Origin of the sequence: Paenalcaligenes sp. Me52, from assembly GCF_050487965.1 — a bacterium.
Lineage (GTDB): Bacteria > Pseudomonadota > Gammaproteobacteria > Burkholderiales > Burkholderiaceae_B > Paenalcaligenes.
The window spans coordinates 1,843,901-1,869,207 of the sequence record NZ_JBKQFO010000001.1 but is presented as its reverse complement, the minus strand read 5'-3'; the positions used below and the strand labels follow the sequence as shown (position 1 = coordinate 1,869,207).

Annotated in this window: 24 protein-coding genes; 16 read left to right on the top strand and 8 right to left on the bottom strand. The window is 49.4% G+C overall.

All coding sequences use genetic code 11. The features are described from left to right. Nucleotides 1-18: 18 nt before the first annotated feature. The gene (locus ACLO87_RS08785) at nucleotides 19-1,242 is read right to left on the bottom strand and encodes an MFS transporter (protein ID WP_135861503.1); all 1,224 of its coding nucleotides are present in this window, start codon (nucleotides 1,240-1,242) and stop codon (nucleotides 19-21) included. A gap of 71 nt (nucleotides 1,243-1,313) precedes the next feature. Continuing rightward, a complete protein-coding gene (locus ACLO87_RS08780; RefSeq protein WP_135861502.1) occupies nucleotides 1,314-1,877 on the bottom strand; it encodes a chorismate--pyruvate lyase family protein in 564 nt (187 codons plus the stop codon). 37 nt (nucleotides 1,878-1,914) lie between these two features. Here ACLO87_RS08780 and ACLO87_RS08775 point away from each other — a divergent pair, with 37 nt between their 5' ends. Beyond that, nucleotides 1,915-2,649 (top strand): pseudouridine synthase, encoded by a 735-nt coding sequence (locus ACLO87_RS08775; protein WP_135861501.1) that lies wholly within the window; start codon nucleotides 1,915-1,917, stop codon nucleotides 2,647-2,649. Between the two features lie 166 nt (nucleotides 2,650-2,815). Here ACLO87_RS08775 and ACLO87_RS08770 read toward each other — a convergent pair whose 3' ends face one another. Further along, a complete protein-coding gene (locus ACLO87_RS08770; protein ID WP_430223416.1) occupies nucleotides 2,816-3,763 on the bottom strand; it encodes a 23S rRNA (adenine(2030)-N(6))-methyltransferase RlmJ in 948 nt (315 codons plus the stop codon). 245 nt (nucleotides 3,764-4,008) lie between these two features. Between ACLO87_RS08770 and ACLO87_RS08765 the strand changes: the two genes are divergently transcribed. The 4 genes from ACLO87_RS08765 (at nucleotide 4,009) to ACLO87_RS08750 (ending at nucleotide 7,892) form a co-directional block, all read left to right on the top strand. Next, entirely contained in the window at nucleotides 4,009-5,970 is a 1,962-nt protein-coding gene (locus ACLO87_RS08765; protein ID WP_430223415.1) for a SurA N-terminal domain-containing protein, read from the top strand. An 89-nt stretch (nucleotides 5,971-6,059) separates the two neighbouring features. Then, on the top strand, nucleotides 6,060-6,872 hold the full coding sequence (locus ACLO87_RS08760) for a peptidoglycan DD-metalloendopeptidase family protein (protein WP_430223743.1): 813 nt from the start codon (nucleotides 6,060-6,062) through the stop codon (nucleotides 6,870-6,872). Further along, nucleotides 6,869-7,564, top strand: coding sequence for an AzlC family ABC transporter permease (locus ACLO87_RS08755; protein WP_135861497.1), 696 nt, complete (start codon nucleotides 6,869-6,871; stop codon nucleotides 7,562-7,564). Before ACLO87_RS08760 ends, ACLO87_RS08755 begins: the two co-directional genes overlap by 4 nt. Then, nucleotides 7,551-7,892, top strand: a complete 342-nt coding sequence (locus ACLO87_RS08750; protein ID WP_430223414.1) for an AzlD domain-containing protein — start codon at nucleotides 7,551-7,553, stop codon at nucleotides 7,890-7,892. The genes ACLO87_RS08755 and ACLO87_RS08750 overlap by 14 nt, the downstream gene beginning before the upstream one ends. 44 nt (nucleotides 7,893-7,936) lie before the next feature. On the opposite strand, the gene ACLO87_RS08745 is transcribed toward ACLO87_RS08750, so the two are convergent. The 4 genes from ACLO87_RS08745 to xth all read right to left on the bottom strand — a co-directional run bounded on the left by ACLO87_RS08745 (nucleotide 7,937) and on the right by xth (nucleotide 11,975). After that, nucleotides 7,937-10,210, bottom strand: coding sequence for a RelA/SpoT family protein (locus tag ACLO87_RS08745; RefSeq protein ID WP_135861496.1), 2,274 nt, complete (start codon nucleotides 10,208-10,210; stop codon nucleotides 7,937-7,939). Nucleotides 10,211-10,237: 27 nt separating this feature from the next. Beyond that, a complete protein-coding gene (gene rpoZ, locus ACLO87_RS08740) occupies nucleotides 10,238-10,441 on the bottom strand; it encodes a DNA-directed RNA polymerase subunit omega (RefSeq protein ID WP_135861495.1) in 204 nt (67 codons plus the stop codon). 24 nt (nucleotides 10,442-10,465) lie between these two features. Beyond that, the gene (gene gmk / locus ACLO87_RS08735) at nucleotides 10,466-11,107 is read right to left on the bottom strand and encodes a guanylate kinase (RefSeq protein WP_135861494.1); all 642 of its coding nucleotides are present in this window, start codon (nucleotides 11,105-11,107) and stop codon (nucleotides 10,466-10,468) included. A gap of 76 nt (nucleotides 11,108-11,183) precedes the next feature. Then, complete coding sequence (xth, locus tag ACLO87_RS08730; RefSeq protein ID WP_430223413.1) at nucleotides 11,184-11,975, bottom strand: exodeoxyribonuclease III; 792 nt, start codon at nucleotides 11,973-11,975, stop codon at nucleotides 11,184-11,186. 352 nt (nucleotides 11,976-12,327) lie between these two features. Here xth and ACLO87_RS08725 point away from each other — a divergent pair, with 352 nt between their 5' ends. From ACLO87_RS08725 to ACLO87_RS08680, 10 genes are all read left to right on the top strand, one after another. Next, on the top strand, nucleotides 12,328-13,098 hold the full coding sequence (locus ACLO87_RS08725; RefSeq protein WP_430223412.1) for a YwqG family protein: 771 nt from the start codon (nucleotides 12,328-12,330) through the stop codon (nucleotides 13,096-13,098). 132 nt (nucleotides 13,099-13,230) lie between these two features. Next, on the top strand, nucleotides 13,231-14,022 hold the full coding sequence (locus ACLO87_RS08720; RefSeq protein ID WP_430223411.1) for a fused MFS/spermidine synthase: 792 nt from the start codon (nucleotides 13,231-13,233) through the stop codon (nucleotides 14,020-14,022). A gap of 141 nt (nucleotides 14,023-14,163) precedes the next feature. Next, nucleotides 14,164-15,078: an ABC transporter substrate-binding protein gene (locus ACLO87_RS08715; RefSeq protein WP_430223742.1), complete on the top strand. Its 915-nt coding sequence runs from the start codon at nucleotides 14,164-14,166 to the stop codon at nucleotides 15,076-15,078. Nucleotides 15,079-15,136: 58 nt separating this feature from the next. Beyond that, on the top strand, nucleotides 15,137-16,030 hold the full coding sequence (locus tag ACLO87_RS08710; RefSeq protein ID WP_135861489.1) for an ABC transporter permease: 894 nt from the start codon (nucleotides 15,137-15,139) through the stop codon (nucleotides 16,028-16,030). 17 nt (nucleotides 16,031-16,047) lie between these two features. Beyond that, the gene (locus tag ACLO87_RS08705) at nucleotides 16,048-16,842 is read left to right on the top strand and encodes an ABC transporter ATP-binding protein (protein ID WP_135861488.1); all 795 of its coding nucleotides are present in this window, start codon (nucleotides 16,048-16,050) and stop codon (nucleotides 16,840-16,842) included. A gap of 145 nt (nucleotides 16,843-16,987) precedes the next feature. Further along, nucleotides 16,988-18,241 carry an efflux RND transporter periplasmic adaptor subunit gene (locus ACLO87_RS08700; RefSeq protein ID WP_135861487.1) on the top strand — a complete coding sequence of 418 codons (1,254 nt, stop codon included), beginning with the start codon at nucleotides 16,988-16,990 and terminating at the stop codon, nucleotides 18,239-18,241. A 5-nt stretch (nucleotides 18,242-18,246) separates the two neighbouring features. Continuing rightward, nucleotides 18,247-21,429: a multidrug efflux RND transporter permease subunit gene (locus ACLO87_RS08695; RefSeq protein ID WP_135861486.1), complete on the top strand. Its 3,183-nt coding sequence runs from the start codon at nucleotides 18,247-18,249 to the stop codon at nucleotides 21,427-21,429. Then, nucleotides 21,426-22,862 (top strand): efflux transporter outer membrane subunit, encoded by a 1,437-nt coding sequence (locus ACLO87_RS08690; RefSeq protein WP_430223410.1) that lies wholly within the window; start codon nucleotides 21,426-21,428, stop codon nucleotides 22,860-22,862. Before ACLO87_RS08695 ends, ACLO87_RS08690 begins: the two co-directional genes overlap by 4 nt. Then, a complete protein-coding gene (locus ACLO87_RS08685) occupies nucleotides 22,855-23,589 on the top strand; it encodes a pyridoxine 5'-phosphate synthase (protein ID WP_430223409.1) in 735 nt (244 codons plus the stop codon). Before ACLO87_RS08690 ends, ACLO87_RS08685 begins: the two co-directional genes overlap by 8 nt. Nucleotides 23,590-23,625: 36 nt before the next feature. Then, nucleotides 23,626-24,195, top strand: coding sequence for a nitroreductase family protein (locus tag ACLO87_RS08680; protein ID WP_430223408.1), 570 nt, complete (start codon nucleotides 23,626-23,628; stop codon nucleotides 24,193-24,195). A 194-nt stretch (nucleotides 24,196-24,389) separates the two neighbouring features. Here the strand turns inward: ACLO87_RS08680 and cueR are convergent, their stop codons facing one another. Further along, nucleotides 24,390-24,797: a Cu(I)-responsive transcriptional regulator gene (cueR, locus tag ACLO87_RS08675; RefSeq protein WP_135865036.1), complete on the bottom strand. Its 408-nt coding sequence runs from the start codon at nucleotides 24,795-24,797 to the stop codon at nucleotides 24,390-24,392. 299 nt (nucleotides 24,798-25,096) lie between these two features. Between cueR and ACLO87_RS08670 the strand changes: the two genes are divergently transcribed. Then, on the top strand, nucleotides 25,097-25,297 hold the full coding sequence (locus ACLO87_RS08670; protein ID WP_135865034.1) for a heavy-metal-associated domain-containing protein: 201 nt from the start codon (nucleotides 25,097-25,099) through the stop codon (nucleotides 25,295-25,297). The last annotated feature ends 10 nt before the right edge of the window (nucleotides 25,298-25,307 follow it).

Genomic DNA, 25,307 nt, shown 5'->3' with positions numbered 1-25,307 from the left:
GGCCGCAGCGGTAGGCGCTTAGTCTGCCGCTACGCCAGCTTGGCTGCGCTCATGAAACCACAGCCACATCAATGCAATCACTACCACCCCTACGATAGGGAAGGTCCAGGTGTTGATGCCATCCCAGCCATGCGTGACCAGTAATTGGCCCGAAGAAAATGATGAAATCGCGACCGAGCCAAACACTAAGAAGTCGTTAAAGGCTTGTACGCGGTTACGTTCTTCGTTGCGGTAGCAGTCGGTGACCATAGCGGTGGCACCAATAAAGCCAAAATTCCAACCCAAGCCCAGTAGAATTAGGCTGATCCAGAAGTGCTCTACTGATAAGCCGCCTAGGGCGACTACGCTAGCCAAAGCAATCAAGAGCAGGCCGCTGAGCGTGACGGCAATTTTGCCGAAACGACGAATGAGCGTACCCGTGAAGAAGCTAGGGCCAAACATGGCCAGAATATGCCACTGAATACCTAGAGTAGAGTCGCGCATGCTATGGCCGCAGCCCACCATCGCCAAAGGGGAGGCGGTCATCATGAAGCTCATCAAGCTGTATGAACTGGTACCAGCAATTACTGCCACGATGAATTTGGGTTGTTTGATGATCTCTAACAGAGGGCGCCCGTGAGAAGCATTGGCCTGTGCCGCTGGCGTGCTGTGTGTGACAGCAGGGTCATTGCGCAAAAATGCAATTAACGGAAGAGCGCACAGGGCCAGTATAGCCTGAGCGATGAATGTGCCACCAAAGGGGAGGCTAGGGATAATTTCGCTGGTATGAAGGATGACTTGGGTCGCCAGTACGGCAGCTACCAACCCCCCAATCATGACCCAAGAGATGGCTTTAGGCTTGAGAGGGCCTTCTACAGAGTCAGCCGCTGCAAAGCGGTAGCTCTGCACGTAGGAGGCGTACAGCCCAGCCAGAATAGTACCCAGACAAAATAGCAGGAACGAGCCGATGGCGATGCCGTAGAAGGCAATCATGCCGCCAGAAGCACCTAACAAGCTGCCTAATACATACCCGAATCGGCGGCCTTTTTGACGCATGACAAAAGCAGCGGGTAGCACACCTAACGCCAGCCCAATGTTAAACAAGCTGACAGGCAGTGTTGCCATCTCAGTAGAAGGTGCCAGCTGCGAGCCCACCAACCCCCCCAGAGCCACAACAACGGCAGGGTTGGCACCTCCAAGAGCTTGCAGTCCGGACAGCACTAGGGCGTTACGACGCCCGTTGCCTGTAAGTGAGGAGTTCATGCGTTAAGTACTTTGTTAGTAAAATTAATTGTTACGAGGAATATACAAAGAACTTAACGTAATTTATCTTTTTAAGCTAGAAGCTGGCTGTTGGGGTAACGCGTCCAAAACTCGGGATGAAAGCACTCAATCACAATCAAAGCCTGATTTTGTCTCATAAAACGTGAGCATCGCGCATACAGCGGTTGTAGGGCTTGAGTGTGAAAGGTGTGTTGCGCTAAAGGTGCAAGTGCACTATCTGTTTCGGTATTTAAGCGATAGCAGAAGTTAGAGCGGCTAACTTCTGGATCGTTGTATAGAATATCGGCCAGTGGTTTAGTACCTAGATTCTTAATGCTGCCCCACTGGTCGTCAGAGGCTGCTACAGTACAGAAGCTGCGCGCGCAGACCATGGGCTGTTCATCCAAACTCATGACAATTTCTCTCACCCACGCTTGTGGTTGATCCAACATCCAGCTTTCCTCTTCATGCAGCGTAGTAGCACGTTCGGCTTGTACGGCCAGCGTGAGCTGACCTAGGTTACGCAGCGACGCTGTCAAAGCGCCGGGCTTATCTAGCCAGAAGGCAGGCAAGGGAGCCAAGTCGGAGGGCAATTGGGATGTCCAGGAGTTCTCAGCAGGCGGACAGAATTTCATAGGGAATTACGCAAACAACGCTTAAAATAGCAAAACTATGGAACAGATCAGAATTTCAAAACTCATGGCAGAGCGCGGCCTTTGTTCGCGCCGGGAAGCCGATGCTTTTATAGAGCGTGGCTGGGTAAAGGTTAACGGCCGCGTTGCGGTATTGGGACAAAAAGCATCACCAAACGACAAAATTGTACTGGATAAAACCGCTCAACAACGTCAAACAGAGCGTGTAACCATTATTTTGCATAAACCGGTAGGTATTGTCTCCGGTCAGGCAGAAAAAGGGTATAGGAACGCGGTGTCGTTGATTCAGGCCAGTACACAGTACAAGCCAGGTGTCTCAGGGCAAGGTAAATTTAGCCCTGCGCACTTGCGTGGTTTGGCGCCGGCAGGTCGTTTGGATATTGATTCGCAAGGCTTGTTGGTACTGACTCAGGATGGTCGTATCGCCAGACAACTGATTGGTGAAGACTCACCTATAGATAAAGAATATCTAGTGCGTGTGAGTGGCAAGCTGGATGACCGTAATTTGGCTATGTTGCGTCACGGCTTAAGCTTGGATGGCAAGCCCTTGCTGCCTGCAGAAGTGCGCTGGCAAAACGACGATCAGCTGCATTTTGTGCTGCGTGAGGGTAAAAAACGTCAGATTCGCCGTATGTGTGAGATGGTGGGGCTGAAAGTTGTAGGCCTGAAGCGTGTACGTATGGGACGCGTTGTACTGGGTGATTTGCCTCCAGGCAAATGGCGCTACCTGCGCCCCGGTGAGAAGTTCTATTAATCTGAATTCTTGTCAGCACAGAGATGTGTATACGCTGCCGAGTTGTATTGCATGGGGTGTTGTTACACCCCATTTTTTGTATTAGGCCTGATGTCTAGCGTAGATAGGGTTCAAAGCCATGTTGGCAGCAGAGCATCAATGATGCCCCGCATGAACTGGTAAAACGTTATTCGTATTCGTTTTGTGTAGTGCGACGCACAGGTTTAGCGGCTTGGTGGCGGAAAGTAAACGAGGCATCTTTATCTTGTGCCAAGGTTTTAGCCAACCATTTCATGGTGGATGGTAGCTCTTTAGTCAGCACCCAAGGTGGGTTGATCACAAACATACCACTGCCATGTAAACCAAAGCCGTCCTTTTGTGGTGCTTTCACGGTTAGTGATGCGTGTAGCCATTCCACTTTCAGCTGTTCTAAGCGACGTTGCAGACTGCGCACTTCTTCGCGCTGAACAATGGGATACCAAATGACAATGCAGCATTGCGCAAAGCGTTTCAGTATTTCCGTGAGGCTATCAAAGACCTTTTTGTAATCGGTTTTTGCCTCATACGATGGGTCGATAATCACAATGCCGCGACGTGTATGAGGTGGCATCAAACGCAACACTTCTTTAAAACCATCTTCAGCATGTACGTGCACGCGACGTTTTGCTGGTGTGCGTATTAATTGAAGGTTGTGTTGCAGCAAAGGGTATTCGTTAGGGTGTAGTTCAAAACCGTGAAAGCTGTCTTGCTTACGAAGTTTGCTAACGGCTAGCCATGGTGAACCAGGATAGTAGCGGGCTAAACCATCAGGGTTTAACTCGGCAATCGCATCCAAATAGCCTTCCACCATCTCAGGCACGTTTTCGGCCTCAATAACTCTATCCAAACCATCTACACACTCACCGCTTTGCTGTGACCATTCATGCTCCAGATCGTAAAGTCCGGCGCCGGCGTGTGTATCGATAACGGTAAAGCCGGTTTCCTTTTGCAGGTAATAGTCCAGAATGCGTGTGTAAATCACATGCTTCAGTACATCTGCGTGATTGGCGGCGTGAAAAGCGTGTCTATAGCTGAACAAAGTACTATCCGATGGAAGTAAGCGGTTAATCGATGAAATAGAAGGTGAGGGTAGCATTTAACGCTTCAGAAAGCTAAGTGCTTGTGCTAGAAGAGTTTTATACCGCATTTCTAGGTAATAAGGCGTAGACCAATCTATGATTTTAAAGGTTTATGCAGGCTAGAGGCGATTCAGCAATGAAAGCAGACCAAAAGTTCAGTAGAATAGGGGATTATTTTATTCTCTGGCCAGCAGTCCGGTCTTTGGTTTTGATCATAGATTAGGCCGTTGTGCTGTTCTAAACACGCAAGAATAGGTGTTTAATGTTCAATTTTTTCCGAACGCATCAACGTTTGATGCAGGTGGTTTTGCTGATCCTGGTTCTGCCTTCTTTTGTGCTGATCGGGGTGAGTGGTTACAGCAGCTATACCTCTAATGACACCGAATTGGTGAAAATTGGGGATACAGCGCTTACTGTTGAAGAGTTTGATCAAGCTCGTCGTGTACAGCTACAAAACATGCAGCAAGAGCAAGGCAGTGCCTTTGACTTAGCTGCGGTGGATTCACCTGAAGCGCGTCGCAAGTTGTTAGACGCTATGGTGAACCGTAATGTCTTGGTAGAAATAGCCACCAAAGAAGGGTTGAGTGTATCGGATGGTGTTCTGCGCCAAGCTATTGCTGCTATTCCTGACTTCCAAGTAAATGGTGTGTTCTCGCCTGAGCGCTACAACACATTGTTAAGCACATCTGGCATTTCCCTGCGTGCGTTTGAGCAGTCTCAGCGTGCCGATCTGACCTTGGGCCGCGTATTGGGCCCTGTCGCTCAAACAGCTGAGCTGCCTGCATCTGTTGCAAACCTGGTAGATAAAGCCCTGACTACAACTCGCAAAGTTGAGCTGCTGAATTTCGAAGTCGCTGACTATGTGAAGCCAGAGTCTATTACTGATGAAGAAGTACAAGCATGGTACGAGAAAAACCAAGATGCATTGCGTTTGCCTCAGTATGTAGATGTGTCGTACTTGGTTCTGGATGAAGACGCAGCACGCAAAAGCGTACCAGCGCCTTCTGCTGAAGATGTGCAGAACTATTACGACCAGAACAAATCTCGTTTTGGCCGTGCAGAGCGTATCAACCTGAGCCATATCTTGATTGCCGTGAAATCGGATGCCTCAGAAGAAGAGCGCAATGCTGCACGTGAGCGTGCTGAGAAAATCGCTGCAGAAGCTAAACAAGACGGAGCAGACTTTGCTGCTTTGGCACAGCAGAACTCCGACGATAAAGGTACAGCGCGTAACGGCGGTAACTTAAGCTGGATTAGCCGTGGTGCATTGCCAGAGATGGAAACCGCAATTTTTGCTTTGCGTACTGGTGATGTATCGCCAGCCGTACAAAGTGTAGACGGTTACCACATCTTTAAAGCTAATGCCTACGAAGAAGAGGCGGTGCAGCCTTTAGAAGAACTGGCAACGCAGCTTGATCAGGAAATCCGCCAGCAACTGGCAGCACAACGATTTGCTGATATGGCAACACAGCTGACAAGCTTGGTGTATGAAAGTCCAGAGTCCTTGCAAGCTACTGCAGATGCGTTGGGCCTGACTATTCGTCAGGCTAAGGGTGTATCTCGCGAAGGTTTGTTGGATGCCGTCATTATTGGCGAAGGTTCCGCTCAGAACTCGGCGGATGCTGAGTTGTTGAATGATCCTCGCGTGCGTCGTGCTTTGTTTAGCCCGCAATCGTTGTCACAGCGCCAAAACGCTGGTGTGATTGAAGTAGCTGCTGACAACATCGTGGCAGTTCGTGCTGAAGAAATTCACGAGTCTTCTGTACCAGCATTGGCTCAGGTGAAAGATGCCATCGTTGAACGTTTGGCTGTAGAGAAAGCTCGTCAGCAAGTGAAAGACGCTGGCGAAAAAGCACTGGCTAGCCTGAAAGTAGGCCAAGAAGTGGCTGATGCTACATTCGGTTGGGAGCGCTCCATTAACCGCCTGAATAACGCTGGTTTGCCTGAAGTGGTTGTGAACGCAGCGATGTCTGCCGATATCACGACACTGCCTGGCTACGCTGGCGTCAATACAGATACCGGTTACAGTGTGATCAAAGTAACAGGTGAAAGCGTTGCTGATCTGGACCCAGCGCTGAAAGACTTCATGCAGCAGCAAATGCGTGCATTGCTAGCTAATGCTGAAGAGCAAGCTGCAATGACGGCTCTACGCACTGAGTTGAAAGTGGCGGAACAGCCTGCAGTGCAAGAGGCTTTGCAAAGCAGTGACGAAGAAGAGCAGTAATTTTCATCTATGATGTAAATAGCCCCATCTGAGCAGTTAGGTGGGGCTTTTTAATATGTGACGCAATGATAAAAAAATACGTAAAACTGATGATGGTGGGCTGCGCATTCTGGGCGGGTGCAGCGATGGCGCAAGAGACAGGCTATATACAGCGACAGTTGCATAATGCTGTACCAGGTGGGGTGGCAGTATTGGCGCTGGGTAACCAGGAGGCAGCGCCTAAGGCTAGTTATGAAGGCAAACCTGTATTGGTGGTTCGTGATAGTAACGAGCAATGGATTGCTATCGTGGGGTTGGATCTTAAAACCTCACAAGGCCCGCATGAGGTGGTAACGGATCAGGGGCAAAGCTTGGGTTTCAACGTGGGTCATAAGCAGTACCGCGAACAGCATATTAAGCTGAAAAATAATTCGCATGTGAACCCTAGCGCCGAGCAGTTAGCTCGTTACGAGCGTGAATATAACGAACAGATAGATGCGTATCAGCAGTTTAGTGATCGTTACCCTAGTAACGTGATTTTCGACTTACCAGTACAAGGGCGGTTCAGCAGTCCTTTTGGTTTACGTAGATTCTTTAATGGCGAAGAGCGCAACCCACACTCTGGTTTGGATATCGCTGCAGCCAGTGGCACGCTAGTGCGTGCACCTGCTAATGGCAAAGTGATACTAGTGGGTGATTACTTTTTTAATGGCAAGACGGTGTTCCTAGACCATGGACAAGGTTTGATTACCATGTACTGCCACCTGTCCGAAATTATGGTGCAACCTGGTGATGAAGTCGCTCGTGGTTCATCTTTTGCCAAGGTAGGGGCGACTGGCCGTGCGACTGGCCCGCACTTGCATTGGAACGTTAGTTTAAATAATGCGCGCGTAGATCCTCAGATCTTTATTGCTAAGCCATGAGTAAAGCGTTATGTAGAGGCTTGAAAGATAGCCTATCCATAGCGGTTGGCTATGTGCCTGTTGCGATCTCGTTTGGTTTGGCGGCTGTGGCTGCAGATGTACCAGCATGGGCCGCCATCATGTTTTCGGTACTGGTTTATGCCGGAGCTAGTCAATTCGTACTGGTAAGTTTAATTTCGCAGCAAGCGTGGTTTCTTACCGTGGTGGCAGTGGTGTGGCTGATGAACTTACGGCACTTATTTTATGGGCCTGCGCTATTGAATGCCGCCCAGCCTTGTCAGCCTAAACGTCCTACGCTGTTGTGGGGAGCAGGCCTAACGGATGAGGTATTTGCTACAGCAGTGGGGCGGTTGGCTAAACAGCCAGATAGCGATAAAGAAGATTGGTATTTAGGCTTGCAGTTGGGAGCCTACTTGTCATGGGTGGGCGGTACAGCCATTGGTGCATTGTTTGGTGCAGATTGGCTAGGGCGTTGGGAAGTGTTGGATAAAAGTTTGGGTTTTGTTTTGCCGGCTTTGTTCTTTACGTTGCTGCTAGAAATTGCCGATGCAGTACCTCGCCCGGTGTTGTGGGCGGCCGCGCTTGGAGCCGGGCTAAGTTTACTTGTGGTGCCTGTGTATATGGCCATCATTGTAGGTATGTTCACCGGATGTGTGGCCGTCTTGGTTGGAGCTAAACATGAGCACAACTGATTTTATTCTTGTGGCAGTGTTGGGTGGCTTGGGTACGCTATTAATACGTTACGTGCCATTACGGTTGCATGGTCAGCGGCGTTCAGGACAAGGGCGTAGGGTATTGCATCAAATGCTTGCAGCAATAGGTCCTGCGGCCATTGTGTCGCTATTAACAGTATCGCTCATTGCTGAAGTAGCCCCCGACGCACCTATACGTAGCTTGCTGCCGGGCTTGTGCGGATTGCTGGGGGTATGGTTAGGCCGCAAACTGTTTAGGAACAGCATTGCCGCCGGTACCATCATGGGTGTGCTAGCGTATGCTGCTTGTACTGCGGTAGTAGGGTAGAAATGAAAACCGCCTTGTAGAATACAAGGCGGTGATGAATGCAATTACGAGTTTGCGCCTTTCACGCGTACGATTTTCTGTACTTGCGGAATCTGGCGTATAGCGCGAATCACTCTGGCTAAGTGAGTACGGCTATCTACCTGTACGGTAAGGTGTAGCAGGTTTGTGGCTGCACCTTCGTCAGGCATGGTTAGGTGCAGAATGTTAGAGTCTGCATCGTTAATGGTGGCGGCTAGTCGGCCCAATACGCCACGCTCATTCAGTACAGTAACGTCTAACTTGGTGTTCAAGTGGCGTGCTGTATTGGTATCCCATACCACTGGAATCCAGCGCTCAGGCTCTTTTATTTGCTGACGTTGTGCAACCTGACATTCCGCCATGTGCACGACTAGGCCGTGACCCATACGAATACCGCCAATAATGGCATCGCCAGGAAGCGGGCCGCAACATGGAGCCAACTGTACTGCTTGACCTTCGTTGCCATGAATCACAATGGGTGCAGCGCCACTAGAGGTGTAGTCATCCACTTGCGCGGCAGTCGTGGCCAGAATCGCATGTTCAGGCGCAAATCGGCGAGCCACTACGGCTGCCAAACGTTTACCTAAACCAATATCTGCCAAAATTTCTTCACGCGAAGCCGCGCCAGAGCTCTTGGCCAGTTTTTCCCATTCTGGGTGGTCGTCGTCAGGGTAAGGAATGTGAATGCTTTCAAACGCTTGTTTCAGCAGACGCTTACCGAAGGCAACAGACTCTTCGTATTTTACGGTGCGCAAGTAATGGCGAATCTCAGAACGGGCGCGACCGGTGCGTACGTAGTTCAGCCATTGGATGCTAGGTCTAGCGGCAGGTGAGGTGACAATCTCAACCGAGTCACCACTCTTCATCTCGGTGCGTAGCGCAACAAACTCGCCGTTGATTTTGGCGGCCACAGCTTGGTTACCGATGTCGGTATGGATGCTGTATGCAAAATCAATAGGTGTAGCACCACGTGGCAACGAGATAATTTTGCCGCGAGGGGTATATACATAGACCGCGTCGGGGAACAGATCCACCTTAACGTGATCCAGAAATTCACTGGAGTCTCCAGTTTGGCTTTGAATGTCTAACAAAGACTGCAACCAGTGGTGGGTGCGTTTTTGTAGATCGTTCAGTGTGACGTTTTCGTCTTTATACAACCAGTGCGAAGCCACGCCTTCTTCCGCTACGTGATCCATTTCATGGGTGCGGAACTGGAACTCTATAGGGGTTCCATAAGGGCCAATCAAGGTGGTGTGCAGAGATTGGTAGCCATTGATCTTAGGAATGGCAATATAGTCTTTGAACTTACCAGGAATAGGGCGGTACAACTGGTGCAGGGTGCCAAGTGCTAAATAACACTCAGGCAAGGTGTTCACGACTATACGAAAACCGTAAATATCCAGCACATCAGAAAAGGACTTTTTCTGTTCCTGCATCTTACAGAAAATGCTGTACAGCGATTTTTCGCGGCCACTTACCTCGGCTTCTATGCCGGCAGCAGGTAAGGCAACCGTGACGGCCTCTGTGATTTTGCTTAGCACCTCTCGTCTGTTTCCACGAGCAGCCAACAAAGCCTTATGGAGCACTTGGTAGCGGTTTGGGTGTATAGCTTTAAAGCAGCGGTCTTGCAACTCGCGAAACAAGGCATTTAGCCCCAAGCGATGAGCAATGGGAGCATAAATCTCTAAGGTTTCTTGAGCAACACGGCGACGTTTTTCTGGGCTAACAGCATCCAGTGTGCGCATGTTGTGCAGACGGTCGGCCAGTTTGATCAGGATGACCCGAACATCTTTGGACATAGCCAAAAGCATTTTTCTGAAGCTTTCGGCTTGTTGCTGGCTTTTGGTCTGGAATTGCAAACGCTCTAGCTTGGAAACCCCATCCACGATTTCAGCAACGTCAGTGCCGAATTTTTCCGCTAATTCTTGCTTAGTGACATCTTGGTCTTCAATGACGTCATGCAGCAAAGCAGCCATTAGTGAATCGGCGTCTAGCTTCCAGCCAGCGCAGATTTCAGTAACTGCTATAGGGTGAGTGATGTAAGGTTCGCCGCTAGTGCGAAATTGCCCCAAGTGAGCGTTGTCAGCCAGTTTATAGGCTTCACGTACACGTTCTACGTCCTTGGGGTCAAGGTAGGTGCTGATGATCTTGTTCAGCGGAGCGAGTGAAGCGATGGGAGCTTTAGCAGGTTTTAGCGTAGGAACCGTAACTACATCTTTATTCCTGCGCCCAAGACGGGAGCCTTTTTTAAGCACGGCCAACAGGCCGGATGAAGCGCCACGTAAACCTGTAAATGCCATAAAACTTCCTCGCTAGATCATTGCTTATCAGGTGGGTACTTTACGCAACATTTCTACGCCAGTTGTACCGGCAGCAACTTCACGCAGCGCAGTAACGGTAGGCTTGTTACGGCTGTCTACGCGAGCTTCGTGGCCTTGGGCCAGTTCACGTGCGCGGTAAGCAGCAGCAAGAGTCAGGTTAAAACGATTGGGGATTTTATCCAGACAATCTTCAACAGTAATACGTGCCATAAATAGAACCTGTATGACTAAAATTTAGGAATTGAATTCAGTGCGAATGCCCAGTTGGCTAAACAACTCGGCGTGCCTATGCGCTTGTTTTGGCAAGCTTAAGCGGCTGGCTTTTACTACAGCGGCAAGCTCTGCAAGTGCAAAGTTAAATTCTTGATTAATAATAACATATTGAAACTCGGAAATATGCGACATTTCGCTGCCAGCAGCTAGCAGGCGGCGAGCAATTACCTGAGCGGAGTCTTGACCACGCTGGTTTAGACGACTTTCCAAAGCTTCAATAGAAGGGGGAAGGATAAAGATGCCAATGGCTTCAGGGAAGAAGCGACGCACTTGACGTGCCCCTTGCCAATCAATTTCCAACAACACATCGCGACCTGCCTCTAGGGCTTCATGAATGGGTTGTACTGGTGTGCCATAAAAATTGCCATGCACTTCAGCCCATTCCAGCAACTGATCGTCTGCGCGCAATGTCTGGAAATCCTCAACAGACACAAATCGGTAGTGCTCACCATCTTGCTCACCTGGGCGCGGAGCGCGCGTAGTGCAAGAGATGGAAAGTTGGATATCGGGTTCTTGTGTCAGCAAAGCGTTGATCAGGCTGGATTTGCCTGCACCGCTAGGCGCGGCGACAATGAAAATATTGCCGGGATGTTGTGTGCTCATGATGATCTAATAGCTAATCAGCGGGTTGAAAGCATAACAAAAAAGCGCTGTAACGAGGCAAAATATTGCAGGCTACTTAGGCCAGTTTGTCGAAATCCAGCTCCACAATCACGGGAGTGTGGTCAGAAGGCTGCTCATTGCCGCGCGGTTGTCTATCTATAGTGCAAGCAACGGTAGCAGGCTTTAAGGCATCAGAAACCAAAATATGATCAATACGTAGCCCCGCATTACGGCGGTAGGCCATGCGTCGGTAGTCCCACCAGCTAAAGCTTTTCTCTTCTTGGGGGAAAAGCCGGAACGAATCGTGTAAACCCAAACCTAGCAGTGTTTGGAAGGCGGCGCGTTCTGGCTCGGAAACATGTACTTCACCTTCCCAGCGGGCGGGATCATGCACGTCTTCATCAGCAGGGGCAATGTTGTAATCACCAACCACAACTAAGTTAGGGTAGCGCTCTAGCTCGGTTTTCAACCATGTAGTCAACGCTTGAAACCATTCCAGCTTATAAGCGAATTTGTCGCTGCCAATAGCTTGGCCATTAGGGCAGTACAGGTTGATGACACGTACAGGGCCTGCGGCCGTGTCAAAGGTGGCTGCAATAGCGCGTTGTTGTGGGTCTTCATACGTAGGCAGGTTGCGTTGTATATCTTGGCCTTCCAGCTTGGTAATGAGTGCCACGCCGTTATACGTAGGCTGCCCAGCCCATTGTGCATCCCAGCCTGCTTCACGCAGTTCCTCAATAGGGAATTTATCTTGCGCCAATTTGAGTTCTTGCAGGCACAGCACATCAATAGGATTTTGCTCTAACCAGTCCAATACTTGCGGCAAACGTACGCGCAGAGAGTTCACATTCCACGTGGCAATTTTCATTGTTAAAGCATTCCCTTTATTTATGCAGCTTACAAGGGGTGGGTTTGGTTTTTTGTGTTCTAGGCTACCCACCTGACTACCCAAACACAACATTGTATAGGTAGTGTACCCCGGGCAATGGTGTAGCCAAAGTTAACACCTGACAACTTCAAGGTGGCGAAGCTATGTGCGGCTTGTACACGTAAGCAGACGCGCTCATAAAGCCAAAGCAAAGGCCGTTATTTTTGCAAAGTAGTTCAGTTTGTCGGCATAGTTTGCTCAAATAGCACATTCATCTCTTCACGACGGCAGGGGGCTCTCTTAACAAGACAGGCCCGCCGCTTATTACTCGCGCTAGAAATCTTCATTCCCTATGAACGCTCAAGACATAGATACACTCATCGCCAGCCACCCAATACTCAGCGAACATGCCGATTTTGTGCGCAGTTTGGTGCGCCCTAACGTGAGAATCACCATTAGCCAAGACGCTGCTACCGGCGTGCAAAGTAAGTTTGGTGGGCCTGCGATGGTTCCTGCTGATTTTGAGTGGCCAGAACACGATGTGGGTTTGTATTATTTTCTGGGGCAGATCAACTTTGCTGAAATTGAGAATAGACCAGACTCATTACCCGCTACCGGGCTATTAGCGTTATTTAATGCAGATTACGATCCTAAGTCTGAAAGCGACGAGGAAGTGTTTTGGGGTGACGAGGGCTATCTGAAAGCTTGGTACTTTGAGGACGTCGATACCTTGAGACCCATGGCAGCACCTCACGGTAGGGATGTGCAAGGGAAACGCCTCACATTGGTAGGTGAGTTGGATATCCCCCGTCATCAGGACATGCTGAAAGGGTGCCCGTTTGATTCGGAGATTCTTGAGGATCTATTGGACGTAGAGGGCGAGTGTCCAGGGCCATCGGCCACGGTGGATATGCTGGCTACGGATTATTTGTTGGGCTATCCCTCGTATTACAGCCTTGGCTACAACCCAACACCAGGGCCGGAGTGGGTCTCTTTGCTGACGGTGGACTCGTACGAGCAGTTCAACTGGTGTTGGCAAGATGGGGCTAAGTTGATGGTGTTTATTGAGCAAGAAAAATTGTTGGCTCGCGATTTTAGCAATTTAATGTGTGATGCTGGTTAAGTGAATGCTGCAGTGTGTATAGGACGCACTATAGTAGGACGGCGGTCAAACCGGGCAGGGTTTGGCAAAAGCGCTTATGATGCAGGGCGGGCGTCTAACGACGTGATAGATCAAGCTGGGAAATAGAGGGCCATGGATCAAGAATGGGAAGACGATAGTCTGTACGACGAAGATGATGTGACGATGTCGGAAAGTGACGGCATCCGTTATTTGCACTTTGGAACAGAGTGGATTCAAGGTGCGATGCGTATGTCAAAACCACATGATTTGGTATTGGCGTATACGCAGCAAATGATGACATGGCTCTTATTTCATGAACCGCACGAGTCTGATCGTATTGCCATGTTGGGATTGGGGGCAGGTTCGTTATTGCGTTATTGCCTGAGGCAAACCCCTTCTTATTGCGTCACGGTAGAGATTAATCCCCAAGTAACAGCGATGTGCCGTGCCTTCTTTAGACTGCCAGATCACGTGCGCTCTGAAATAGTGCATGAGGATGCTGCTGACTGGGTAGAGAATACCGAAAACCATAACCAGCATGCTGTGTTGATGGTGGATATATACGATGCTGCCGCTCAAGGGCCGGTATGTTCGTCAGTGGAGTTTTACGAAGGCTGTAAGCAATGCCTAGATCAAGACGGCATTATGGTTGTGAATTTGTTTGGCTCTCACCCGAGTTTTGAGTTAAACCTACGTAACATTCGTCAGGTATTTAATGGGCAGGTCTTGGTGTTACCTGAAATTGATGAGGGCAATACCATTGTTGTGGCGTTTAAAGGGCGCGGTTTAGAAACCACCACACAACAGCTATTAAATAGGGCAGAGTCAGTGCAAAGCCGTTATAAATTGGAAGCGCGTCGTTGGGCTAAAGCGCTTTTGGCTACACGGTCTGTTGATACTGCGTTTACAATTAGTGAAATCTAGCAGGGAAATTCACTAGAGTTTTTTTCAGGCCTGTAGTTCAGACTACTCGTTGTCTGGTTTATTGATTCTTTTTTCCAGGAGCTTCGCATGAAGTTAAGAAATACAACGGCACTTCTGGCCAGCGTTCTGGCTGGTATCAGCATGATGGGTGCGAGTGTGGCAGGTGCGCAAACGGTTTCTGTCTCCTCCATTGTCGAACACCCAGCGCTGGATTCTATCCGTGATGGCGTGAAACAGGCTCTGGAAGAGGCCGGTTATACCGAAGCAAACGGTCTGAAATGGCAGTTTCAAACCGCTCAAGGTAATACTGCAATCGCCTCGCAAATTGCCAAAAAATTCGTAGGTGATAATTCGGATGTGATTGTTGCTATCTCTACGCCTTCTGCTCAAGCAGCAGTAGCCGCAACTAAATCTATTCCTATTGTGTACTCAGCCGTGACTGATCCTGTGGCTGCACAACTGGTTCCTTCGTTTGATGCTAGCGGTACGAACGTGACAGGTATGTCTGATGCATTGGCATTAGAAAAGCAAGTTGATCTGATCAAGCGTATTGTTCCTGACGCTAAAAACGTAGGTATGGTGTACAACCCAGGCGAAGCTAACTCTGTGGTAGTAGTAGAACGCATGCGCGAACTGCTGTCCGAGCAAGGCATGAGCTTGGTAGAAGCGACAGCGGCTCGTACCGTAGACGTACGTGCTGCAGGTAGCAGCTTGATTGGCAAAGTGGATGTGTTCTACACCAATACCGACAACAACGTTGTGTCGGCATACGAAGCTCTGGTGAAAGTGGCTAACGACGCCAAAATTCCATTGATTGCTTCTGATACGGGCAGTGTTGAACGTGGCGCTATTGCGGCATTGGGTGTGAACTATTTCAATCTGGGTAAACAAACCGGTGAGAAAGTGGTGCGCATTCTTAAAGGTGAGAAGCCGGGCGATATTGCTTCCTCTACCAGTGAAAACCTGGAGTTGTTTGTTAACCCAGGTGCAGCCGCCAAACAAGGGCTGACGTTAGATGATGCATTCATCAAGTCAGCCACTACCATCGTTGAGTAATTTTTAATCACGCTAGCGGTGCCCTAAACAGGCACCGCTTATTCTTGTCTGACTACGCATGTCCTTATATTCTCTGTGGGGCGCTCTAGAAATCGGCCTAATTTTTGGTCTGGTTGCACTGGGAGTGCTGATCTCGTTTCGTATTCTTCGTTTCCCTGATTTAACGGTTGATGGCAGTTTTCCTCTTGGGGGCGCCTGTGCAGCAGTGCTGATTAGCCAAGGGGTAGATCCATTTATCTCTACGTTTGTTGCCATGTGCGCAGGGGCGTTCGCGGGGATGATTACTGGCTGGTTGAACGTACGACTGAAGATCATGGATCTGCTGGCCAGTATTTTGATGATGACAGCGTTGTACTCCATTAACTTGCGCGTGATGGGTAGACCTAACGTTCCGTTAATTAACGACGATACTGTCTTTACGATTTTGCAGCCTTCTGGCTGGTCAGACGACTATATTTTCCGTCCATTGCTGCTGGTGTTGATTGTGATCATCGCCAAGTTGCTGTTGGATTGGTTTTTCTCTACCCAAAAAGGTTTGGGTATGCGTGCTACTGGTTCTAATCCACGTATGGCCAGAGCGCAGGGCGTTGCGACTGGCGGCATGATCTTGCTGGGTATGGCTATTTCCAATGCATTAGTAGCCTTGGCTGGCGCGTTGTTCGCACAGTCACAGGGTGGTGCTGATATCTCTATGGGTATTGGGACTATCGTGATTGGTTTGGCCGCCGTAATTGTGGGTGAAAGTATTTTGCCATCACGCCGTTTGGTGTGGGCAACGCTGGCAGTGATTTTAGGTGCGATCCTGTATCGCTTCTTTATTGCGCTGGCGTTGAATGCAGATTTCATTGGCCTGCAAGCGCAGGATCTCAACTTGGTGACGGCGGTTCTAGTAACCATCGCACTGGTGATCCCGCTGTTGAAGAAACGTAAAAAAGCTATTCGTAAGTCGTAGTACTAAAGGGAAGAGTCATGCTTGAAGCAAAAAACCTGCAATTAACTTTTAACCCTGGTACTCCGATTGAAACTCGTGCGTTGCGCGGGGCGTCACTGACTATTCCTAGCGGTCAGTTTGTGACAGTGATTGGGTCTAATGGTGCTGGTAAATCCACATTTTTGAATGCGGTGTCCGGCGACCAAAGCGTAGATGATGGTCAGATTCTCATCGATGGTAAGGATGTGACCCGACTGCCTGTATGGAAGCGTGCCGACATGGTGGCCCGTGTATTCCAAGATCCTATGGCGGGTACGTGTGAAGACTTAACGATTGAAGAAAACATGGCATTGGCCTCTAGACGAGGTCTTAGCCGTAGTTTGTCGCGTGCCGTACAGCTCAGTATGCGTGACGAATTTAAAACCAAACTAGAAACTCTAGGGTTGGGTTTAGAGAACCGTCTGACGGATCGTATTGGGTTGTTATCGGGTGGTCAACGACAGGCTGTTAGTTTGCTGATGGCAGCATTACGCCCTTCGCGTATTTTGCTGCTGGATGAGCATACGGCTGCTTTAGACCCACGCACAGCCGATTTCGTGTTGGAGCTTACTGCACGCATCGTGGAAGAGGGCAAACTCACTACCATGATGGTCACGCATAGTATGCGTCAGGCCTTAGATGTGGGTGACCGAACTGTGATGCTGCACCAAGGGCAAGTAGTGTTAGATGTGAGTGGTGAAGAGCGTAAAGGTATGGAGGTAACCGATCTACTCCATATGTTTGAAAAAGTACGTGGAGAAAAAATCACCGACGACGCTTTGCTTCTAGGGTGATGGGTTAAGTTTTTGTTGCAAAAGACCCTATACGACTGTGTGGTCGTTTTTGTGAAAAACAAATAATCCATATATACTTTACGTCTCACTATCCACGTCTACTGGCGCGGTGTGTCTATAGTCTATTGAGATTCAGGAGTTTTTCATGCTGAAATCCCGCCCTAAGGCGTGGCGTCCGCTACGAGTATTATTCTTAACTAGTGTGGTTCTGCTTGCAGCATGCGGTGATAAAGAACCACAACAGCAAGCCGGAGGCGGCATGAAGGTTCCAGTCAGCGTCGTTACGGTGAATACAACACCAACGACGCTGTATCAGGACTTGCCAGGCCGTGTGGAAGCCATCAAAGAAGCACAGATCCGTGCTCGAGTAACAGGTATTCTTGAGGAAATTAACTTCAAGCAAGGTACTGACGTTACTGAAGGCCAACACCTATTCAGTATTGACCCGGACACCTATCAAGCATTACGTGACCAAGCTGCTGCACAATTGCAAAACGCACAAGCTGATGCAAAAGCAGCCGCCTCATTGGCACAACGCTACCAGATCCTGATTAAAGAAAACGCGGTCAGCCGCCAAGAGTACGATAACGCGATGGCGCGTAACGCTCAGGCACAAGCGGCTATTGCTGCTGCGCAAGCGAACCTGAAAACAGCTGAAATTAACCTAGGTTACACCAAGGTGACATCACCGATTAACGGACGCATTGGTAAAGCCATTGTGACTGAAGGTGCTTTGGTGAATGCGAATGAAGGTACGCAATTGGCTGTGGTTCAACAGTTGGATCGCGTGTATGTAGATATTCGACGTCCTGCTAGTGAATTGATGTCCTTGCGTAATGCCATGGCCGCCGGAGAACTGACGCAAGACGCTGAAGGCGCCAAAGTGACAGCCTTGTTTGATGACAATACGCAATACGACCAAACAGGCGAACTCTTGTTCTCTGGTGTGTCGGTAGATCCATCTACAGGCCAAATTAATCTGCGTGCTGAGTTCGCTAACCCAGATAATATTTTGCTGCCAGGCATGTTTGTGCGTGTGCGTTTGCAAAACGGGGTAGATGAAAAAGCGATTCTGGTGCCTACACAAGCGGTTCAATACTCTAACGCTGGTGCGACCTCTGTGTTCGTAGTGAAAGAAGGTGTTGTTGCTGCAGTTCCTGTGAAAGTAGGAACTACATACGGCGACAAAATTCTGGTGAACACTGGTTTGGCTGAAGGTGACGAGCTTATCGTTGCTGGTTTCCAGAAAATTGGCCCAGGGGTACCTGTAGAGCCAATGCCTTGGAACTCAGGCCCTACCAGTACTGAAAACGCAGAAGAGTCTGCTGAAGCTGCACCCGCAGAAGATAGCGGTGCAGAGCAAGCTCCAGCTCAGGATGACGCTAAAGCAAGCGAGTAAAGTTTATGCCACAGTTTTTTATTGAACGCCCCATTTTTGCATGGGTGGTAGCGTTAGGGATAACGCTGCTCGGGCTACTGTCGCTACCGCTAATGCCGGTTGCACAGTACCCGGATGTCGCGCCACCTTCTGTCACTATTAGTGCTACTTACCCAGGTGCAACTGCAGAAGACGTGGCCAGTAACGTTGCTAACGTTATTGAAAACGAGCTGAACGGTGCCAAAGGTCTGTTGTACTACGAGTCTGTTAGTGACTCCTTTGGTCAAACCCAAATTACAGCGACCTTCAAACCTGGTACCGACCCTGACATGGCTCAGGTGGACGTGCAGAACCGTATCTCCAACGTACAGGCAGCCTTGCCTACGGCGGTGGTTCAGCAAGGTTTGAAAGTAGAGCAGGGTAATGACAGCTTCTTGCTGGTGGTTACGCTGTCGTCGGAAGACGGTAGCTTGGACCAAACAGAACTGGCTGACTACATCAAACGTAACGTGCAAAACACTATTTCACGTGTACCAGGTGTAGGTAAGTTCCAGCTGTTTGCGTCTGGTAAAGCCATGCGTATTTGGGTAGACCCCGAAAAGCTGGTTAGCTATAACTTGAGCATGGCTGAAGTGAATGCTGCTGTTGCTGCGCAAAACAACCTGATTTCAGGTGGTATTTTGGGTGCTCCACCAAACCCAGATAGTCAGCGTGTAGCATCGCCTATCATCGTTAATGGTCAGCTAAGCAAGCCAGAAGAGTTTGAGAACATCATTCTGCGCGCTAACCTAGACGGTTCTAGCGTGAAAATGTCTGACATTGCTCGTGTAGAAGTAGGCTCTGATAACTACCAGTTTGGTGCTAGGCTGAATGGTAAATCTACGGCAGCGTTTGCGGTGTCGTTGACACCAGATGCTAACGCGCTGGAAACAGCTGAAGGCATTAAATCTCAGATGAAAGAACTGTCTCAGTTCTTCCCTGATCAAGTTAGTTATGCCATCCCTTACGATACCTCCCCCTACATTCAAACCTCTATTCAGCAGGTGGTCGAAACACTGCTAGAAGCGATGTTGCTGGTGTTTGTGGTGATGTACGTATTCTTGCAGAACATTCGCTATACCGTCATTCCTGCTTTGGTGGTGCCTGTTGCTATTCTGGGCTCACTGGGTGTGATGAATGCCATGGGCTTCTCCGTGAACGTACTAACCATGTTCGCGATGGTGCTGGTGATTGGTATTCTGGTGGATGATGCGATCGTGGTGGTTGAAAACGTCGAACGTATCATGGCGGAAGATGGCTTGTCTCCTAAAGAGGCGACCGAAAAAGCCATGCCGCAGATTACTGGCGCGATTGTAGGTATCACACTGGTTCTGACCGTGGTGTTCTTGCCGCTGGCCTTTATGTCCGGTTCGGTAGGGGTGATCTACAGACAGTTCTCCGTCGCGATGGCGGTGTCCATTGCCTTCTCTGCGTTCTTGGCATTGAGCTTTACGCCTGCGCTTTGTGCAACCATTTTGAAACCTGTGCCTAAGGGTGAGCATGGCGATAACCGTCGTGGTTTCTTCGGTATGTTTAACCGTGGCTTTAACAAGCTGACGAACGGTTACGAAGGCTTTATTAAAGGCAGCTTGAAACGTACAGGTCGCATGATGCTGGTGTATCTGGCATTGGTAGTGGCTGTAGTGTTTATGTACATGCGTATGCCTACTGCTTTCTTGCCAGAAGAAGACCAAGGTTTTGCATTTGCGAACATCGAGTTGCCAGCAGGTTCTACTGCGAACCGTACGATGGATACCATTAAAGAAGTGGAGGACTACTTCTTTAAACAGCCACAGGTAGAAAACCTGGTGACTGTGCGTGGTTTCAGTTTCAACGGTAACGGTCTGAATGCTGCATTGGCATTCGTAACGCTGAAAGACTTTAAAGAGCGTAAAGGGCCAGAAAACTCAGCACAAGCGGTAGCAGGTCGTGCAACCGGTGCATTGTTGATGGGCTTGCCTGACTCTATCGTGTTCTCTATTGTTCCTCCAGCCATTATGTCGTTGGGTAACTCCTCCGGTTTTGATGTGCGATTGGAAGATCGTGCAGAACTGGGCACGAGCGCACTGTTAAATGCGACCCAAGAGTTGTTGGACAAAGCAGGTAAAAGCCCAGTCTTGAAAGATGTGCGCTTGACAGGTTTGTCACCTGGCCAACAGTGGCAAGTGACTATTGACCGCGAGAAAGCAGCAATTCAAGGTGTGGACTTCGAGGAAGTTGCTAACTTGCTAAGTACTGCACTGGGTTCTTCGTACTTGGGTAAATACACCAGCGAAGGTTGGGTGCAAAACGTCTGGGTACAGGCTGATGAACGTTTCCGTATGAATATCGAAAACGTGATGAGCCTACAAGCGAAAAACAACAAAGGTGAAATGGTACCGCTGCGTACTGTAGTAACTGCTGAGCCTATTAAAGGCCCAGTACAGATTGTTCGCTATAACAGTTACCCTGCAACACGTATCAGTGGTGCCGCTCAAGAGGGTTACACCAGTGGTGACGCGATGGCTGAAATCGAGCGTTTGATTTCTGAGTTGCCAAGTGGTTTCGGTTACGAGTGGACAGGTTTGTCCTACCAGGAAATTCAAGCTTCAGGTCAAAGCATGATCTTGATGGGCTTGTCGGTACTGGTGGTGTTCATGGTGTTGGCGGCATTGTATGAAAGCTGGGCTATCCCGCTGTCTGTAATGTTGTCTGTGCCGTTAGGGGTGCTGGGCTCAGTACTGTTAACGAGCGCTATGGGCATGGCAAATGACGTGTACTTCCAGGTGGGTATTGTGACCATTATTGGTTTGGCGGCGAAGAACGCGATTCTGATTGTGGAGTTTGCTAAAGATGCGGTCGCCCGAGGCGACGATCTGATCGAAGCCACGGTGGAAGCAGCGCGCCTACGTTTCCGTCCAATTCTGATGACCTCGTTCGCCTTTATTCTGGGTGTAGTACCTCTGGCTATTGCTAGTGGTGCAGGTGCAGCCAGCCAGAACGCGGTAGGTATTGGTGTGCTGGGCGGTATGTTGGCCGCTACCCCATTGGCCGTGCTGTTTGTGCCTACCTTCTTTGTTGTGATTCTGAAATTGTTTAAAACGCAGCCCAAGTTATTTGGTGCAGCAGCTGCAGCCGCAGCGGCAGAAAAAGCCGCACACGCTCAGCCTAGTACCGGGGAGCAAAAATGATAAAAGCTAAGCTCAGTACACTTAGCGCAGCATTGCTGCTGGCAGGGTGCTCCTTCGCTCCTAAATATGAGCAACCTGAAATGCCTGTTTCTGTTGATTACCCTGCCTATGTGCAGGGTGCCGCAGAGGCAAGTTCCGACGCTAGTTTAGAAACGTTGGGTTGGAAAGAGTTTTTCAACGACCCACGTTTGCAAGCGTTGATCGCTCTATCGCTGGAAAATAACCGCGATATGCGTATTGCAGTAGCGCGTGTTGATGAAGCGCGCGCGCAGTACGGCATCGCCAGAGGGGAGCAGTTCCCCTCTATAGGTGCTGCGGCAAATGGTCAGGTAACACGCAATCCAGAAAATATGCGTTTGCCTGGCTCATCTTCAGTCAGCAAAACTTTCCAGACAGGGGCGGCTGTGACCTCCTTTGATCTGGACTTCTTTGGCAAGTTGCGCAACTTAAGCGAAGCCGCTTTTGAGCAATACTTGGCAACAGAAGAAGCGCAACGTGCGGTACGTATTAACGTTGTAGCTCAAGTGGCTGAAGCGTATTTCCGCTTGCGCGCCGCACAAGAGCTGCAGAGCGTGATGCGCAGCACTGAAAAGAGCCGTTTAGAAAGCCTGCGTCTGACCAAAGTGTCGTTTGACGCCGGTAGCACATCTGAGCTGGACTTAAACCAAGCTACTTTGCAGTTGGAAACAGTACGTGCCGACCTAGAAGAAGCTAAGCGTAACGAAATGCAGGCATTGAATGCCTTGACGCTGTTGGTAGGTACACAGTTGCCAGAGGATCTGCCTAAAGAAAAGGCATTTGGTCACGAGCAGTTGGTCAGCAATATCCCAGTGGGTTTGCCTTCAGACTTACTGCAACGACGCCCTGATATTATCGCGGCTGAACACGTATTACGTGCGTCTAACGCTAACATTGGTGCAGCTCGTGCCGCATTCTTCCCCTCTATTTCCATCACAGGTTTGCTAGGTTTTGCTAGCCCATCTTTGGATAATCTAGTGGGTTCATCGCACCGTTTCTGGCAGTACTCACCACAAATTTCCTTGCCGATTTTTGCGGGTGGTAGCATTCAAGCTGCCTTGGACGTAGCTGAAGCTAGAAAAATTATCTCGGTAGCTGAGTACGAGCAAAGTATTCAAAACGCGTTCCGTGAAGTGGCTGATGCATTGGCGGGTGAGGCAACCTACAGTTCACAGTTAGATGCGACTAAACGTATGATTGCTTCGGCAGACCGTACGCTAGAGTTGGCTAACCTGCGCTACAAAACAGGTGTAGATAGCTTCTTGCAAGTGCAGAGTGCGGAAGTGAATTTATATGGTGCCCAACAAGCTGGTATTCAGATTAGCCTAGCTTCGTTGATTAACCGCATTTCGCTGTACAAAGCGTTAGGCGGTGGCTGGCAGTTGGACGAGGAGGTTGTAGAAGCCAATGATTGAGTTGGGTGTAAATATTGATCATGTGGCAACGCTGCGTCAGCAGCGTTTGACCACATATCCTGATCCGTTACTCGCCGCGCAACGCGCCGAAGATGCAGGTGCAGACTTGATTACCTTGCACCTGCGCGAAGACAGACGTCATATCCAAGATGCCGATGTATTTGCAATGCGTCCATTGCTGCGTACCAGGATGAATCTGGAATGCGCGATCACTACAGAAATGCTAGAGATCGCCTGCAAGGTTAAACCGGATGACGTGTGTTTGGTACCTGAAAAACGCCATGAACTGACTACTGAAGGTGGTTTGGATGTGGTGGGGCATTTTGAGCAGGTGAGTGCAGCGGTTAAACAATTGCAAGACGCTGGTATTCGCGTGTCCTTGTTTATTGATGCCGACACAGCACAAATTGCAGCAGCTCAGAAATCAGGGGCAACCGTTATTGAATTGCACACCGGCGCGTTTGCAGATGCAGTGGGCCCTGAAGAGCAAGCTATACAGTTGCAACGTATCCGTGAAGGGGCAGCGCAAGGTGTGGCATTGGGATTGCGTGTGAATGCGGGCCACGGTTTGCATTACGGTAATGTACAAGAAGTTGCCGCTATTCCTGGTATTGCAGAGCTTAATATTGGCCATGCCATTGTTGCCCAAGCGGTATTTGATGGTTGGGAAAAAGCAGTACGTGATATGAAAGCATTGATTATCACAACCGCCCAGCAACGCCCTTAAGCGCTGCGGTGTATTGAGTTTTTGTAAGGAGCTGATGTGTCTGTCATCTCAACACTTTTGAGCCGTAATTCGGTAAAAATGGTGCAAGGCCCAGGCCCTAGCCAAGAACAGCTAGAGCAGATTTTGCAAACGGCAATGGTGGCACCTGACCATGGTAAGTTGCGCCCTTGGCGCTTCAAACTGATTCGTGGTGAGGCTGTTGAACAGCTAGGCGATTTGTCAGTGCAGGCAATGGCCGAAGAGGGCATGGCTGTGGCGCCTACAAAAGAGGCATCTATTCGTGCATGGCTGAAAGATGTGCCGTTATTGATTGCAGTGGCTTGCCATTTGGATCACAGCAACGAGCGTATCCCAGAGCATGAGCGTTTGCTTGCAACGGGCGCAGCAGTGATGAATATGCTGAATGCTGCTCACGCTTTAGGTTTAGGCGCGTACTGGAGCACTGGTTTAGGAACGTACACGCACAAAGTGCCTGAGGCCTTGGGTTTTGACTCCTTAGACTACAGCTTTATGGGTTTCGTTGTAGTGGGTTCTTTGCCTGATAATGTACCTGTGAAAGAGCGTCCTAATTTCAGCGATTACGTAGGTGAGTGGAAAGGGCTATAACGCCAACGGACTTCTGACTTGCTAAAGCATGAAAGAAAAACAGCCCCTGATGATTCAGGGGCTGTTTTTTTATGCGTACGGTTTGTGTCACAGTACTGTATCTGTCTGGAGCGTGCGGCGCGTCGGGTAGAGCTAGAGTGCCAAGCACGTATTGGCTAGCTGTGGCTTTAACAGGGTAGTTGATGATGAGCCGATTAACTAGCTTGAGAGCCTAAATTATCCAAAATAGGGCATTCAGGACGTTCATCGCCGTGACAGCACTGGGTTAAGTGTTTAAGCGTGTTAGCCATGTCTTGCAGCTCTGCTGCTTTACGTTCTAGTTCATCTATATGTTGCTGCGCCAATTGTTTGACTTCAGCGCTGCTGCGGTCTTGGTTATGCCAGAGGGCGAGTAGTTCTTTTATCTGCGCCAGCGAAAACCCTAAACTTCTGGCTCGTTGAATAAAGCGTAAGCCATGGAGGTCGCGTTCTGTGTACAGTCTGTAGCCGCCTTCTGAGCGTGCACTAGGCTGCAGTAAGCCCTCGCTTTCATAGTAGCGAATCATTTTGCTGCTGAGTTGGCTGCGTTCTGCAGCAACGCCTATGGTGACTGCGTGATTCATAGTTGAACTCCTTGTACTGGCAGCCTTGTAAGGTATGCCGCTATAGAGTTATGCGCCTGCTGTGTAAGCTCGTTGATCGCTTAATGTAGGATGGCGAGTCTGTGGCAGCGCAGAGGGTAGTGGGGCGATAAAAAGCTGTTCTGAATAGAGTATGAACCTTACCATAATGTTAAGGTCAAACCACAAAGCCGTTGTGCTGCGAAATGCCATCAAAGCACTGGTTCAGGCTGTGATGTCACTATTTTTACAGTACTCTACAGTAGTGTAGAACAGCTTTTTTATATATCTTGGAGTCAGTTATGAAGCATGAGTTCACAGTAGCCGACATGACATGTGGTCATTGCGTGAAAACTATTACTACAGCGATCCAGAAAGAGTGGCCAGCTGCGGTAGTCGTGGCAGATACAGCAACGCATCGTTTGAGCGTTGACGTAGAGGCTGATAGCGCCGCCGTTGCAGCAGTGGTAAAAGAAGAAGGTTATACCCCTGTTGCAGCATAAAAGGGCTAGT